At 71.4% G+C, this 14,460-nt stretch carries 16 protein-coding genes; 14 read left to right on the forward strand and 2 right to left on the reverse strand.

Features of this window, described 5'->3' with window-relative positions; all coding sequences use genetic code 11:
• The first annotated feature begins 2 nt into the window (after positions 1-2).
• Together AC1DZA_RS11995 and hemW are read left to right on the forward strand one after the other, a co-directional pair.
• The gene (locus AC1DZA_RS11995; protein ID WP_476772915.1) at positions 3-653 is read left to right on the forward strand and encodes a DUF1990 family protein; all 651 of its coding nucleotides are present in this window, start codon (positions 3-5) and stop codon (positions 651-653) included.
• A 3-nt stretch (positions 654-656) separates the two neighbouring features.
• Positions 657-1,883 (forward strand): radical SAM family heme chaperone HemW, encoded by a 1,227-nt coding sequence (gene hemW, locus AC1DZA_RS12000; RefSeq protein ID WP_476772916.1) that lies wholly within the window; start codon positions 657-659, stop codon positions 1,881-1,883.
• 3 nt (positions 1,884-1,886) lie between these two features.
• On the opposite strand, the gene AC1DZA_RS12005 is transcribed toward hemW, so the two are convergent.
• Together AC1DZA_RS12005 and AC1DZA_RS12010 are read right to left on the reverse strand one after the other, a co-directional pair.
• Positions 1,887-2,315, reverse strand: a complete 429-nt coding sequence (locus AC1DZA_RS12005) for a DUF4870 domain-containing protein (protein ID WP_476763882.1) — start codon at positions 2,313-2,315, stop codon at positions 1,887-1,889.
• 123 nt (positions 2,316-2,438) lie between these two features.
• A complete protein-coding gene (locus AC1DZA_RS12010; RefSeq protein WP_476763883.1) occupies positions 2,439-2,861 on the reverse strand; it encodes a DUF4870 domain-containing protein in 423 nt (140 codons plus the stop codon).
• A 193-nt stretch (positions 2,862-3,054) separates the two neighbouring features.
• Here AC1DZA_RS12010 and hrcA point away from each other — a divergent pair, with 193 nt between their 5' ends.
• From hrcA to AC1DZA_RS12070, 12 genes are all read left to right on the forward strand, one after another.
• Positions 3,055-4,077 (forward strand): heat-inducible transcriptional repressor HrcA, encoded by a 1,023-nt coding sequence (gene hrcA / locus AC1DZA_RS12015; protein WP_476772917.1) that lies wholly within the window; start codon positions 3,055-3,057, stop codon positions 4,075-4,077.
• 57 nt (positions 4,078-4,134) lie between these two features.
• On the forward strand, positions 4,135-5,241 hold the full coding sequence (gene dnaJ, locus AC1DZA_RS12020) for a molecular chaperone DnaJ (RefSeq protein WP_476763372.1): 1,107 nt from the start codon (positions 4,135-4,137) through the stop codon (positions 5,239-5,241).
• 11 nt (positions 5,242-5,252) lie between these two features.
• Entirely contained in the window at positions 5,253-5,987 is a 735-nt protein-coding gene (locus AC1DZA_RS12025) for a 16S rRNA (uracil(1498)-N(3))-methyltransferase (protein ID WP_476763371.1), read from the forward strand.
• 24 nt (positions 5,988-6,011) lie between these two features.
• Complete coding sequence (locus AC1DZA_RS12030) at positions 6,012-6,371, forward strand: histidine triad nucleotide-binding protein (protein ID WP_476763370.1); 360 nt, start codon at positions 6,012-6,014, stop codon at positions 6,369-6,371.
• Between the two features lie 76 nt (positions 6,372-6,447).
• Complete coding sequence (locus AC1DZA_RS12035; protein WP_476773030.1) at positions 6,448-7,461, forward strand: PhoH family protein; 1,014 nt, start codon at positions 6,448-6,450, stop codon at positions 7,459-7,461.
• Between the two features lie 22 nt (positions 7,462-7,483).
• On the forward strand, positions 7,484-7,945 hold the full coding sequence (gene ybeY, locus AC1DZA_RS12040) for an rRNA maturation RNase YbeY (RefSeq protein ID WP_159605275.1): 462 nt from the start codon (positions 7,484-7,486) through the stop codon (positions 7,943-7,945).
• A 2-nt stretch (positions 7,946-7,947) separates the two neighbouring features.
• Positions 7,948-9,264 (forward strand): hemolysin family protein, encoded by a 1,317-nt coding sequence (locus AC1DZA_RS12045; protein ID WP_476772918.1) that lies wholly within the window; start codon positions 7,948-7,950, stop codon positions 9,262-9,264.
• Positions 9,257-10,150: a GTPase Era gene (gene era / locus AC1DZA_RS12050; RefSeq protein WP_476761716.1), complete on the forward strand. Its 894-nt coding sequence runs from the start codon at positions 9,257-9,259 to the stop codon at positions 10,148-10,150. The genes AC1DZA_RS12045 and era overlap by 8 nt, the downstream gene beginning before the upstream one ends.
• Before the next feature lie 109 nt (positions 10,151-10,259).
• Positions 10,260-11,447, forward strand: coding sequence for a sensor histidine kinase (locus AC1DZA_RS12055; protein WP_476772919.1), 1,188 nt, complete (start codon positions 10,260-10,262; stop codon positions 11,445-11,447).
• Positions 11,444-12,109, forward strand: coding sequence for a response regulator (locus tag AC1DZA_RS12060; protein WP_476761718.1), 666 nt, complete (start codon positions 11,444-11,446; stop codon positions 12,107-12,109). The genes AC1DZA_RS12055 and AC1DZA_RS12060 overlap by 4 nt, the downstream gene beginning before the upstream one ends.
• A gap of 82 nt (positions 12,110-12,191) precedes the next feature.
• Positions 12,192-12,953, forward strand: coding sequence for an ABC transporter ATP-binding protein (locus tag AC1DZA_RS12065; RefSeq protein ID WP_476772920.1), 762 nt, complete (start codon positions 12,192-12,194; stop codon positions 12,951-12,953).
• Positions 12,953-14,350 (forward strand): ABC transporter permease, encoded by a 1,398-nt coding sequence (locus AC1DZA_RS12070; RefSeq protein ID WP_476773031.1) that lies wholly within the window; start codon positions 12,953-12,955, stop codon positions 14,348-14,350. The genes AC1DZA_RS12065 and AC1DZA_RS12070 overlap by 1 nt, the downstream gene beginning before the upstream one ends.
• Positions 14,351-14,460: the final 110 nt, after the last annotated feature.

Consider the following 14,460-nt stretch of genomic DNA (forward strand, 5'->3'; position numbering starts at 1 on the left):
CGATGACCCGACGAAGCACGTTCACCGACCAGTCGGTCACCTACGGGGCGATCGGGGCGACGCTCGCCCCCGACCTGCTGCGCTACCCGCCCGAGGGCTATCGCCCCGCCGAGGACTCGGTGCGCCTCGGCAGCGGGATCGAGCGCTTCGAGCGCGCCGCGGAGTCGCTCATGACCTGGGGCATCCAGCAGGGCGCCGGCTTCGAGGTCGTCGACGTGTCGACGGGCACGGGCGCGCAGTACCCGGGCATCGTCTACGACGCCGAGGGAGCCCCGCTCGCCGAACAGCCGTCGCCGCGAACCGAGGAGCGCTTCGGCGCCGACGGCACGCCCTACATCGCCGCCGGCATGACCGCGACGCTGCGCCGCTCGGGCCGCTTCCGCCACCACGACACCCCGGTGCTCGTCGTCTACGTGATCGACGAGCCCGACCGCGTCGGCTTCGCCTACGGCACCACGGCCGAGGGCCCCGAGAGCGGCGAGGAGTCGTTCATCCTCGAGCACCGCGAGGACGACACCGTGTGGCTCACCATCCGGTCGCTGCTCGGCACCGCCGGCGGCATCCGTCGACTCGTGGCTCCTCGCCAGCGCCGCAAGCGCCGGGAGCTCACCCGCGTCGAGCTGCGGGCCCTGCACCCCGCGGGCGGCGTGTAGCCGGTGGGCTCGGCCCTTCCGCTCGGCGACCCCGCGCCGCTCGACGGGCTCCTCCCGGCATCCGCCGCGGTGGGCGCCGACGACCGGGCGTTCGGCGTGTACGTGCACGTGCCGTTCTGCCGCGTGCGCTGCGGCTACTGCGACTTCAACACGTACACCGCCGGTGAACTGCGGGGGGCGCGGCAGGTGGACTACGCCGACCACGCGATCGGTGAGATCCGGATGTCGCGGCGGGTGCTCGAGGCATCCGGAGTGCCGCATCGCCTCGCCTCGACCGTGTTCTTCGGGGGCGGCACGCCGACACTGCTGCCCGCCGACGACCTGGTGCGCATGCTCGGCGCCGTGCGCGACGAGTTCGGACTCGAGGAGGGCGCCGAGGTCACGACCGAGGCGAACCCCGACTCGGTCGGACCCGACGACCTGCGTCGTCTCGCCGACGGGGGGTTCACGCGCGTGTCGTTCGGCATGCAGTCGGCGGTGCCGCACGTGCTCGCGGCACTCGACCGCACGCACGATCCCGCGCGGGTGCCGCTCGTGGTGCGCTGGGCGCGCGACGCCGGGCTCGACGTGAGCCTCGACCTCATCTACGGCACGCCGGGCGAGTCACTGGGCGACTGGCGCCGGAGCGTCGAGGCGGTGGTGACCGAGCGGCCCGACCACGTCAGCGCCTACGCGCTCATCGTCGAGGAGGGCACGAAGCTCGCCCGCCAGATCCGTCGCGGGGAGCTCGCGACGCCCTCCGACGACCTCGAGGCCGACATGTACGAGCTCGCCGACGACCTGCTCGCCGCCGCCGGGTACGAGTGGTACGAGGTGAGCAACTGGGCGACGGATGCCTCACAGCGGTCGCGCCACAACCTCGGGTACTGGCGCGGCGACGACTGGTGGGGCGTCGGGCCTGGCGCGCACAGCCATGTCGGCGGCGTGCGCTGGTGGAACGCGAAGCACCCGGCCGCCTACGCGGATCGCGTGACGGCGGAGCTCTCGCCGGCCGTGGGACGCGAGGTGCTCGACGCCGGCACCCGCGAGACGGAACGGGTGCTGCTGCTGACCCGCATCCGGGAGGGCATCCGCATCGAGTCGTTGCACGCCGGCGGCCGGCACGCCGTGGCCGGTCTCATCGCGGACGGCCTCGTGGACGCGAAAGCCGCCCTCGCCGGTGTGCTGATGCTCACCAGGCGGGGGCGGCTGCTCGCGGACGCCGTCGTGCGGCGCCTGCTCGAGGAGTGAGGCTCAGCTCACGAACTTGATCGTGAGCGGGTAGCTGTAGAGCTGGCCCTGGTTGGCCTTCACCGCGGCGATGATGCTGAAGACGATCACGAGCACCCACACGGCGATCAGGATGAAGATGCCGATCACGATGAACGTCGTCACGATGCCGACCACGTAGGCGATGGCCATCGTGATCTGGAAGTTCAGCGCGGTCGCGGTGTGCTCGCGCACGAAGGGGCCCTTGTCCTTGAGGATGAGGTAGCCCAGCAGCGCCGGCACGAAGCTGAAGAAGATGCCGCCGATGTGCACGAGCGTCGACCAGAGCTTCTCATCGCTCGGGCTGAGCTGCTGGCTCTGCCCGTAGGGGTTCTGCGGCGGTGCGGGCGGCCCCTGCGGTGGCGGCGGCGGCGGTCCCTGCGGCGGCGGGGGAGGCGGGGTCTGGTCGGACATGGCGGTCTCCTTCTCCGGGCTCGTCCGTTCGGCGAGACTCGTTCAGGTTCATGCTGGCACAGCAACGCCCGCCGCGGGAATAGGCGCTCCCGCGACGGGCCGATCGATCTTGCCGGCGTGCGCCTACTTGATGAGGCGGATGGCGAACGGGTAGCGGTAGTGCTTGCCGTCCTTGGCCTGGAGGAACGCGATGATCGAGAAGACGACGCCCACGATCCAGACGACCCACATGAGCAGCGCACCGATGAAGACGACCACGAGGATGGCCGAGATGATGTAGCCGAAGACGAGGGTGATCTGGAAGTTCAGCGCCTCCTTCGCCTCGGTGTTGGTGAACGCGCCGCGGTCCTTGAAGACGAGCCAGATGATCAGCGACGGCAGGAAGCCGAGCACGCCGCCGAGGTGGGCGAACGAGCCCCACTGCACGTCCTGCTCGGGCGTCAGCGGCGGCGCGGCGTGCGTGGCGGGGGTGGGCGTCGCCGGTGCGGCGGGCGGAGGCGGCGTCTGCCCCGTCGGATCCGAGGGCTGGACGTTGGGGTCGGTCATGTGCGTGCCTTTCAGGGGGGTTCAGAAGGGGTGAACCGCGACTGCAGCAGGGAAGGTGCAGGCAAGGTGCCTCGCGGGGTACCCATACGGTAGCGCTGCGCCGTGCGGCCCGGCAACGGTGCTGACCCTGATTCTCGCGGTAGGATTGGCACTCAGTCAGAACGAGTGCTAAGCGGTGAGGGAAGCGAGGACCATGGTCTCCGAACGCAGTCTCGCAGTGCTCCGCGCCATCGTGCAGGACTACGTCGCGTCCCGCGAGCCGGTGGGTTCGAAGACGATCGTCGAGCGCCACTCCTTCGGCGTGTCCGCCGCCACGATCCGCAACGACATGGCCCTCCTCGAGGAGGAGGAGCTCATCGCGGCGCCGCACACCTCGTCGGGTCGCATCCCCACCGACAAGGGCTATCGCGTCTTCGTCGACCAGCTCACCGACGTGCGTCCGCTGAGCCAGGCGCAGCGCCAGGCCATCGAGACCTTCCTCGGCGAATCGAGCGACCTCGACGAGCTGCTCGCGCGCACGGTCCGGCTCATCGCCCAGTTGACCAAGCAGCTCGCCGTGGTGCAGTACCCCTCGTTCGGCAGCGCCCGCGTGCGGCACGTCGAGCTCGTGTCCCTCGCCCCCGACCGCGTGCTCGGCATCCTCATCGCCGACTCGGGGCAGGTGGAGCAGCGCCTCGTCGCGCTCGACGAGCCCGTCGACGACGAGACCCTCTCCGCGCTGCGGGTGCGCCTGAACGACCTGGCCGGCGGACGGACGATGGCGGATGCCGCGGACGCGCTCTCCGGCGAGATCCCCGGCGCCGACGGCCGCCACGCCGTCGTGGTGCAGACGATCGCGGCGACGCTCGCCGAGCAGGCGCGCGCCCAGCGACACGATCGCCTCGTCGTGGCGGGCGCGGCCAACCTCGTGCGCACCGAGCAGGACTTCGCGGGGTCGATCCTCGGGGTCATCGAGGCGATCGAGGAGCAGGTCGTGCTGCTCCGGCTGTTCGGCGAGATGGCCGGCGACGAGCACGCGGTCGCGGTGCGCATCGGGCGCGAGAACGCCTCGTTCGGCTTGGGCGAGACCTCCGTCGTCTCGAGCGCGTTCGCGATCCCCGGTCGCGACGTGTCTCGCCTCGGCATCGTGGGACCCACCCGCATGGACTACTCCAACAGCATGGCGGCCGTGCGAGCCGTCGCCCGCTACCTCTCCCGCACCCTCGGCGAGAGCTGATTCCCCGCTGCCGTCGCATCCGACCGGCATCCGGCAATTCGAAAGGACACGCCCTCCGTGGCAGACCACTACGAGGTCCTCGGCGTCTCGCGTGACGCCACCCCCGACGAGATCAAGAAGGCCTACCGCCGCCTCGCGCGCGAGCTGCACCCCGACGTGAACCCGGGCGCCGACGCATCCGAGCGGTTCAAGATGGTCACGCACGCGTACGACGTGCTGTCGGACCCGAGGCAGCGGGAGCAGTACGACCTCGGCGGGCAGGGCGGATTCGGCGGCGCCGGCGGCCAGAACTTCGGCGGATTCGGCGACATCTTCGAGACCTTCTTCGGCGCCGGCCAGCAGACCCGTGGGCCGCGGTCGCGGCGTGAACGCGGCCAGGACGCGCTCATCCGCGTCGAGGTGGGGCTCGAGGAGGTCATCTTCGGCACGCACCGCGACATCGAGGTCGACACCGCGATCCTCTGCGAGACATGCCACGGCTCGTGCTGCCAGCCGGGCACGTCGCCCGTCACGTGCGACATCTGCCACGGCACGGGTTCGATCCAGCGCGCGGTGCGCTCCCTGCTCGGCAACGTCATGACCTCGAGCCCCTGCGGCACCTGCCGCGGCTACGGCACCGTCATCGCCACGCCCTGCGTCACCTGCCAGGGCCAGGGCCGCGTGCGCGCCCGCCGCACCGTGCCGGTCGACATCCCCGCCGGCGTCGACACCGGCGTGCGCCTGCAGATGCCCGGGTCGGGCGAGGCAGGCCCCGCCGGGGGCCCGAACGGCGACCTCTACCTCGAGATCAAGGTGCGCAACCACGAGGTGTTCAGCCGGAACGGCGACGACCTGCTCTGCACGCTCGAGGTGGCCATGACCGACGCGGTGCTCGGCGCCGACACCACCATCCCGGCGCTCGACGGCGACGTGCGAGTCGAACTCCACGCAGGGCTGCAGAGCGGCGAGATCCTCACCGTCAAGGACCGCGGCGTCACGAAGCTCCGCGGCACCGGTCGCGGCGACCTGAAGATCGGCGTGCAGGTCGTCACTCCCACCAAGCTCTCCTCGAAGGAGCGCGACCTCATCCAGCAGTTCGCCCACTCGAAGAAGGCGGCCGCCCCGGCGCTCAGCCACTTCCAGCAGGGCCTCTTCGCGCGGCTCCGCGACCGCTTCCTCGGCTGACGGATGCCGCGATGAGCCACCTCTACCTCGACGAGTCCCTCGACCTCGCGTCCGTCGCCCCCGGCGCGACCGTCCAGCTCTCGGGCGACGAGGCTCGGCACGCGGTGACGGTGTCGCGGGTGCGCACGGGCGAGCGGATCGCGATCGGCGACGGCCGCGGCATCCGCGTTCTCGGCATCGTCACGGCGACCGGGCCTCGCGAGCTCACGCTCGAGGCCGACGAGGTCGTCGTCGAGGAGCCGCCTGCGATCCGCATCACGCTCGTGCAGGCGCTGGCGAAGGGCGATCGCGACGAGCTCGCGGTGCAGGCCGCCACCGAGCTCGGCGTCGACGCGATCGTGCCGTGGGCCGCCTCGCGCTCGGTGTCGCGCTGGGAGGGGCCGAAGGCCGAGAAGGGCCGACAGCGCTGGGCGACGATCGTGCGCGAGGCCGTGAAGCAGTCGATCCGCTCATGGCTTCCGCCCGTGGCATCCGTCACCGCGACCGGTGCGCTTGCGACGGCGGTCGAGGGCTCCCGGATGCTGCTCCTCGAGCCGACCGCGACGACGGCGCTCACCGAACTGCGGCCCGACGGTCGCGACCTGGCGCTCGTCGTCGGCCCCGAGGGCGGCATCGCCCCGTCCGAGCTCGAGGCGCTCGTGGCCGCCGGGGCCGAGCCCGTGCGGCTCGGCGCCTCAGTGCTGCGCACCTCCACGGCCGGCCCTGCGGCCATCGCGGTGCTGAACGCAACCCTCGGGCGGTGGTGACGCATCCGTCGCTACGATGGGCAGATGACCCAGTCCGCCGCGGAGCCGACCCTGTTCGAGCGCATCGCCGCCCGTGAGATCCCCGCGCAGATCGTGGCGGAGACCGACCGGGTGATCGCGTTCCACGACATCGCGCCGAAGGCACCCGTCCACGTGATCGTCACGCCCAAGCAGGGCGACTACCGCGACGTGGCAGAGCTCGCCGAGGGCGACCCCGAACTGCTCGCCGAGCTCGTCGCCGTCGCACGTGGCATCGCCGACGACCTCGCCGACGGCGACTTCCGGCTCGTGTTCAACACCGGCGCCGGAGCCGGGCAGACCGTCTTCCACGTGCACGCGCACGTGCTCGCGGGCGGCCTCGAGGAGGGTTCGCTTGCCGGCTGACGCGCAGGGCTCAGAGGCGGCTGCCGAGCAGCCGCTCCACGACGACGAGGAGCGCCTCCGCATCGACGGCATCGCCATGGTGCGACTCCTCGGCCCGCAGGACCGGCTGCTCACCACGATCCTGCGCGAGCACCCCGGCGTCGAGGTGCACGTGCGCGGCAACGAGATCACCATCCGGGGCGCTGCCGACGACCGCCTGCGCGTCCGCCGCCTCATCGAAGAACTCCTGGAGCTCGTCAGAGCCGGCCAGGACCCGACACCCACCGAAGTGAGGAGCTCGGCCCGCATGCTCGAAGCCGATCCCAACGCCAAGCCGTCCGAGCTGCTCGGACAGGTCATCGTCTCCGCCCGAGGGCGCACCATCCGCCCGAAGACCGAGGGTCAGCGCCAGTACGTCGACGCGATCGACGAGAACACCATCGTGTTCGGCATCGGCCCGGCCGGCACCGGCAAGACCTACCTCGCCATGGCGAAGGCCGTGCAGGCCCTGCAGCGCAAGGAGGTGAACCGCATCATCCTCACCCGCCCGGCCGTCGAGGCGGGGGAGCGGCTCGGATTCCTCCCCGGCACCCTCACCGACAAGATCGACCCCTACCTGCGGCCGCTCTACGACGCGCTCAACGAGATGATGGATCCCGAGATGGTGCCGAAGCTGCTCGCGGCCGGCACCGTCGAGGTGGCGCCGCTCGCCTACATGCGCGGCCGCACCCTGAACGACTCGTTCGTCGTGCTCGACGAGGCCCAGAACACCACGCCCGAGCAGATGAAGATGTTCCTCACCCGGCTCGGGTTCGGCTCGAAGATGGTGGTCACCGGCGACGTCACCCAGGTCGACCTCCCCGGCGGCGCAAGCGGGCTCCGGCTCGTCACCCGCATCCTCGACCACGTCGACGACATCCACTTCGCACGGCTCACGAGCGACGACGTGGTGCGCCACAGCCTCGTCGGCCGCATCGTCGACGCCTACACCGAGTACGACCAGCGCACCCAGGCGCAGCGCTTCGAGCGCGACCAGGCACGCGAGTTCGCCAACCGTGCAGAGCGCCGCGGCACCGCGCCCCGCGACCACCTGCCGCGGAAGTCCAAGTGATCGCCCAAGAGGAGCACCGCGCGTGAGCATCGAGGTCAACAACGAGTCCGCCGTCGAGGTCGACGAAGCCGCCCTGCAGCGGCTGGCCGTGTACGCGCTCGACGCGATGCACGTGCACCCCGACGCCGAGCTCGCGATCGTGCTCGTCGACGAGGGCGCGATGGAGCAGCTGCACGTGCAGTGGATGGACGAGCCCGGTCCCACCGACGTGCTGAGCTTCCCCATGGACGAGCTCCGTCCGGGCACTGAAGACCAGCCGGCCCCGCCCGGACTGCTCGGCGACGTCGTGCTGTGCCCGCAGGTCGCCGAGGCGCAGGCGCGCACGGCGGGACATCCGCTGCTCGACGAACTGCTGCTGCTCACGACGCACGGCATCCTGCACCTGCTCGGGTTCGACCACGCGGAGCCCGATGAGGAGAAGGAGATGTTCGGCATCCAGCGCGACATCCTCGTCGGCTTCACCATGCAGGAGCGACGCCGCTGACCATGCAGCCCTGGCTCTTCCTCGGCGCAGCCTTCGTGCTCGTCGCCTTCGGCGGCCTCATGGCGGCCGTCGACTCGGCGATCGGCGCGACGAGCCGGGCGGATGTCACCGACCTCGCGCTCGGCTCCCGCGCACGTCGTTCGCTCCTCGCCATCGCCGACGACACCGGCGCGCACGTGAACGCCGTGAACTTCATGCGCATCCTCGCCGAGACGACGGCGGCCGTGCTCGTGACGCTCGCGTTCACCTCGTTCCTCGACAACGTCTGGCTCGTCCTGCTCTGGTCGGCGCTGATCATGACGGCCGTCTCGTTCGTGCTCGTCGGCGCCAGCCCGCGGTCGGTCGGGCGGGCGCACGCCGACGCGGTGCTGCGGCTCACCGCGCCGCTCGTCCACTTCCTGCGCGTGCTGCTCGGCCCACTCGCGAACGCCCTCGTGTCGCTCGGCAACCGGGTGACGCCCGGCCGCATCCGCTTCGCCGGCGTCTCCAGTGAGGAGCAGCTGCTGAGCATGGTCGACGAGGCGACCGAGCTCGACGTGCTCGAGGAGGGCGACCGCGAGCTCATCCACTCGATCTTCGAGTTCAACGACACCGTCGTGCGCGAGGTCATGGTGCCCCGCACCGACATGGTCACGATCGACGCCTCGGCGCACCTGCCGCACGCGATGGCACTGTTCCTCAAGGCGGGCTACTCGCGCATCCCCGTGATCGAGCACGACGCCGACGACGTGGTGGGCGTCCTGTACCTGCGCGACCTCGCCCGGCTCGGGTTCGAGCGGCCACTCGACGCCGAGGACCTCACGGTCGGCGAGCTCGCGCGGCCGGCGATGTTCGTGCCCGATTCGATGAAGGCCGACGCCCTGCTGCGGCAGATGCAGCTGGAGTCGAACCACCTCGCGATGGTCGTCGACGAGTACGGCGGGATCGCCGGCCTCGCCACGCTGGAGGACCTCATCGAGGAGCTCGTCGGCGACATCTCCGACGAGTACGACCGGGAGGCGGCGCAGGTCGAGGCCCTCGGCGACGGGCGCTATCGCATCAATGCACGCCTTCCCGTCGACGAGCTCGGGGAGTTGTTCGGACTCGATCTCGAGGACGAGGACGTCGACTCCGCCGGCGGTCTGCTCGCCAAGGAGCTCGGCCGTCTCCCGCAGCCGGGGGAGCGCGTGACCGTGTCGGGGCTCCTCCTCGAGGCCGAGCGCACCGAGGGGCGGCGCAAGCGCATCTCGACCATCCTCGTCGAGCGCGACCAGGCCCTCATCGACGCCCAGGCGGCGTTCGACCAGGGCGACATCGAAGGAAGGAACCACCGTGGCTGAGTACCGAGCCGGATTCGTCTCGTTCGTCGGGCGGCCGAACGTCGGCAAGTCGACGCTGACCAACGCGCTGGTCGGCGAGAAGGTGGCGATCACGAGCTCGAAGCCGCAGACCACCCGTCGCGCGATCCGCGGCATCGTGCATCGCGAGCACGGCCAGCTGATCCTCGTGGACACGCCGGGCCTCCACCGCCCGCGCACGCTGCTCGGCGAACGTCTCAACTCGCTCGTGCAGTCGACGCTCGGCGACGTCGACGTCATCGCCTTCTGCGTGCCCGCCGATGAGCCGATCGGCCCCGGCGACCGCTTCATCAACGAGCAGCTCGACCAGTATCCGCGCGCGAAGAAGGTCGCGATCGTCACGAAGACGGATGCCGCGTCGAAGGCCAAGGTCGCCGAGCAGCTGCTCGCCGTGTCCGAGCTGCGGGAGTGGGCGTCGATCATCCCCGTGTCCGCGCCGCGCGGCGAGCAGCTGGAGGTGCTCGTCGACGAGCTCCTCGCGCTGCTGCCCGAGTCCGACCAACCGCTCTACCCGGCCGAGACGCTCACCGACGAGGACACGAGTGAGCGCATCGCCGAGTTCATCCGCGAGGCGGCGCTCGAGGGCGTCTCCGACGAGCTGCCGCACTCCATCGCCGTGACCGTCGACGACATGGTCGAGCGCGAGGACAAGGACCTCCTCGAGATCTACGCCAACCTCTACGTCGAACGCGACAGCCAGAAGGGCATCATCATCGGCAAGGGCGGTGCGCGGCTGCGCGAGGTCGGCACCACCGCACGCGCGCAGATCGAGGGCCTGCTCGGTCGCAAGGTGCACCTGGCGCTGCACGTCAAGGTCGCGAAGGAGTGGCAGCGCGACCCGAAGCAGCTCGGCCGACTGGGCTTCTGACCGAGCCGGCAGCTCGCGCGGCCACCACGGCCGCGCCTCGCGTACGACTCGAGGATGATTCCGGCGTGAGACGCCGTCCTCGCTCCCGAGCACCGCGTACGGTGGACCGGTGAACACCCTGAGCCGTGGCAAGCTGACGACCGACATCGTCCTCGCCGTCGTGTTCGCACTGGCCTGCCTGCCGTTCGCCCTGCTCGGCAACGGCGTCGACGTGGTGGTGCTCGCGGGCTTCACGGCGGCCCTGTCGGTGCGGCGGCTGTCGCCCGCCTGGTCGCTCGGCATCGCGTGGGGCGCTGCGATCCTGCAGATGGCGACCCTACGCGACCTGCAGCTCTACGATGCCGCGGTGCTCGGGGTGCTGTACTCGACCGCGGCGCACGGCGGCCGCGTGGTGAAGTGGGCCGGCCTCGCGAGCGCGGGCGCCGGTGCGGTCGTGGCGACCGTCTACCTCGCGCTGGTGAAGCCGATCTTCGGGCAGGCGGCGCCGATCACGCAGGACGGGATCGGGCTCGCGTTCGCACTCGGCTTCCTCTTCGTCGCCTCGATCGCCGTGCTGGTGCTCGCCTGGACGGCGGGCCTGCTCATCCGCTCGATCCGCGACTCCCGTGAGGTTCGTCGCAGGGAGGACGCCGCCAACCGCGAGCGTGCCCTCGTCGAGTACCGCTACGCGGTCGAGCAGGAGCGCAACCGCATCGCCCGCGACATGCATGACGTGGTCGCGCACTCGCTCGCGGTGGTCATCGCCCAGTCCGACGGCGCGCGCTTCGCCGCCCGCACGCGCCCCGAGGCCGCCGTCGGGGCCCTCGAGACGATCTCGCACGTCGCGCGCGGCGCGCTCGGCGACGTGCGGGTGCTGCTCGCCGAACTCCGTCACGACGAGTCCGGATCGCCGCAGCCGGTGCTCGACGACCTCGACGGCCTCGTCGACCGTGTCCGCGCCGCAGGACTCGACGTGCGCTACTCCGAGACCGGTGACCGCCTCGCTCTCGGAACGGGGCACCAGATCGCCGTCTACCGCATCGCCCAGGAGAGCCTGACGAACGCGCTCCGCCATGGCGACGCCGGCGCGCCCGTCGACCTGCGGCTCGCGTGGGACGGCGCGGGCGTCGACCTCGAGATCGTCAACGCGATGCGAGCGGATGCCGCGACGGCGGAGTCGCACGGACTCCGGCACGGGCTTCCCGGCATGCGCGAGCGGGCGCAGCTCGCAGGAGGATCCCTGACGGCGGAGCCGGCCGGTGACGGCACGTTCCGGGTCCGCGCGCACATCCCCGCACAGCCGGGCGGCCTCGCGTGAGCGGCATCCGCGTCGCCCTCGTCGACGACCAGGCGCTGTTCCGTGCGGGGGTGCGGATGCTCGTCGAATCGCAGCCCGACCTCACCGTCACCGGGGAGGCGGGCGACGGCGTCGCCGCGGTGGAGCTCGCCGCCCGCGCCCGGCCCGACGTCATGCTCATGGACGTGCGGATGCCGCTGCTCGACGGCATCGCCGCGACCGAACGCATCCTCGCCGACGCCGACCGCGATGGGCGCACGCCGCCGCGGGTGCTCGTGCTCACCACCTTCGACCTCGACGAGAACGCGGCGCGCGCGATCCGGGCGGGCGCGAGCGGCTTCGTGCTCAAGGACGCCGACCCCGAGTTCCTGCTCGCGGCGATCCGCACCGTGCATCAGGGCAACCAGGTGATCGCCGCGGCGGCGACGCGCGAGCTGTTCGCCCACGTGGGCCGGGGCAACGGCCGCCGTCCCGCCCCGGCCGCGTGGTCGGAGCTCACCCCGCGCGAGCGCGAGATCTTCGCCCTCGCCGCGCGCGGCCTCTCGAATTCCGAGATCGCGGCATCCGAGTACCTGTCGGAGGCCACCGTGAAGACGCATGTCAGCCGCATCCTCGCCAAGCTCGGGCTCCGCGATCGCGTGCAGTTGGTGGTCTTCGGCTACGAGCACGACCTCGGCGAGTGAGGGCGGGTCATCCTGCAGGATGACGCCGGACCATCCGGTGGCCGGATGCCGCGTCGTGGCCCCCGTCCGTAGCGTCGAAGGCATGCAGATCCAACCTTCCGACCTCGGTCTCATCGCCCGCGTCACGGGCCTCGGCAAGCGCTACGGACATGGCGCCGGCACGGTCACCGCACTCGACGACGTCTCGCTCGGGCTCCGCCGCGGCGACTTCACCGCCATCATGGGGCCGTCGGGCTCGGGCAAGTCCACGTTGATGCACATCATGGCGGGCCTCGACTCGCCCACGTCGGGTCGAGCATGGCTCGGCGACACGGAGATCACCGAGCTCTCGGACTCGGCGCTCACCGTGCTGCGCCGGCGCCGGATCGGCTTCGTGTTCCAGTCGTTCAACCTGGTGCCGACGCTCGACGTGCGCGGCAACGTCATGCTCCCGTTCGAGCTCGACGGTCGCCGGCCGAGCCGCGACGAGCAGGCGTGGATCGACGAGCTGATCGACACCCTCGGCCTCGGCCCTCGCCTCACGCACCGCCCGCACGAGCTCTCGGGCGGCCAGCAGCAGCGGGTGGCCATCGCCCGCGCCCTGGCGACGCTGCCCGACCTCGTGTTCGCCGACGAGCCGACGGGCAACCTCGACTCGCGTACCGGCCGTGAGGTGCTGGGCCTCCTCGCCACGGCGAGCGCCCGCTCGGGGCAGTCGATCGCGATGGTCACGCACGACCCGGTCGCGGCCAGCCACGCCGATCGCATCCTCTTCCTGGCCGACGGACGCATCGTCCGCGATGCCGCGCGTTCGTCGGCCGAGGAGATCTCCGCGTTCATGCTCTCGATGGAGATCGCGGCGTGATGCGCACGCGACTCAGGGACCAGTGGCCGACCCTCGTGGTGGCCACGCTCGCCGGCACCTTCGGCGTCGTGCTGCTGCACGTGACCGGACTGCTCGGCGCGGCCATCGCGGCCGATGAGGTGACCGGCGAGAGCACGACGGTCGCGATCATCCTCGGCATCGTCGCGACCGTCTTCATCGTCATCGCCATCTACGTCAGCGCGATCGTCACGGCGAACACCGTGTCGACGGTGGTCGCGGGTCGCACCCGCCTCATCGCGTTGCTGCGCCTCATCGGCTCCAGTGCACGGTCGCAGCGCGCGCAGATCGCCCGCGAGGGACTGCTGATCGGGCTCGCCGGCGCGCTCGCGGGCGTCGTGCTCGGCACGGGCGCCGCGTTCGCCATCCAGGCGGTCGCCGAGGCGAACGACCTCATGCCGGCCACCGCGTACGACTACCTGAACCCCGTCGTGGCGCTGCCCGCCGCGGCCGTGGCGGTCACGACGTGGCTCGCGTCGTGGGTGGGCTCGCGCCGCGTGCTGCGGGTGCGGCCGATCCAGGCGATCGGCGACTCGCACGAGCAGGACCGCGAGGAGCTCGGCCGGCGGCGGGGCCGCAACATCGTGGCGCTCGTGCTGTTCGTCGTCGGCATCGTCCTCCTCGTGATCGGCGTCGTGTGGGGGCTCACCGAGCCCTACGGCGTACTGGTCGGCATGGTCGGCGGCATCGTCTCGTTCACGGGCATCGTGCTCGGCGCCCAGGTCGTCCTGCCCCCGGTCCTCCGCCTCGTCGGGCGTGCGCTCGGCCGCTCGCCGTCGGCGCGGCTGGCAGCGGAGAACGCCGTGCGCCACCCCGAGCGCAGTTCACGCATGACGATCGGCCTCGTCATCGGGGTGACGCTCGTCACGACGTTCGCGGTCACCATGGAGTCGTACCGCGCCATGCTGCTGGAGGCCCAGCGCGCCCAGCCCGAGATGTACGCCGGCATCGACGACATGCTCAACGTCACCGTCGCGATCTTCACGGTGCTGATCGGGTTCAGCGCCCTGATCGCGGCCATCGGCATGGTGAACACGCTGTCCCTCAGCGTCATGCAGCGCACCCGCGAGCTCGGCCTGCTGCGCGCGCTGGGCTTCGAGCGCCGCCAGGTGCGCACGATGATCGTCGCGGAGAGCGCGGCCCTGACCCTCGCCGCGACGCTGCTCGGACTGGTGCTCGGGTTCGGCTACGGCTGGGCAGGCGCGCAGGCGCTGCTCGGCGGCGCGCAGGGGGAGCCGACCTTCGTGCTGCCCGGCATCCCATGGGTCATGTTCGGCGGACTGCTGCTGGCCGCGGCGGTGCTCACACTCGTCGCCTCGGTGGCCCCGACGCGACGCGCCATGCGGGTCGCGCCCGTGGTGGCGCTCGCGGTCGACTGACGGTCGCGCGAGACGCTTCGACGAGCGGATGCCGCGAGCCACGTGGCATCCGCTCGTCCGTCATGTTTGCACTCGCACCACCCCTCGGTGTTAGCCTTGGCTCGTGCTTC

The sequence above is a fragment of the Agromyces sp. P2_B3 genome (assembly GCF_056404815.1).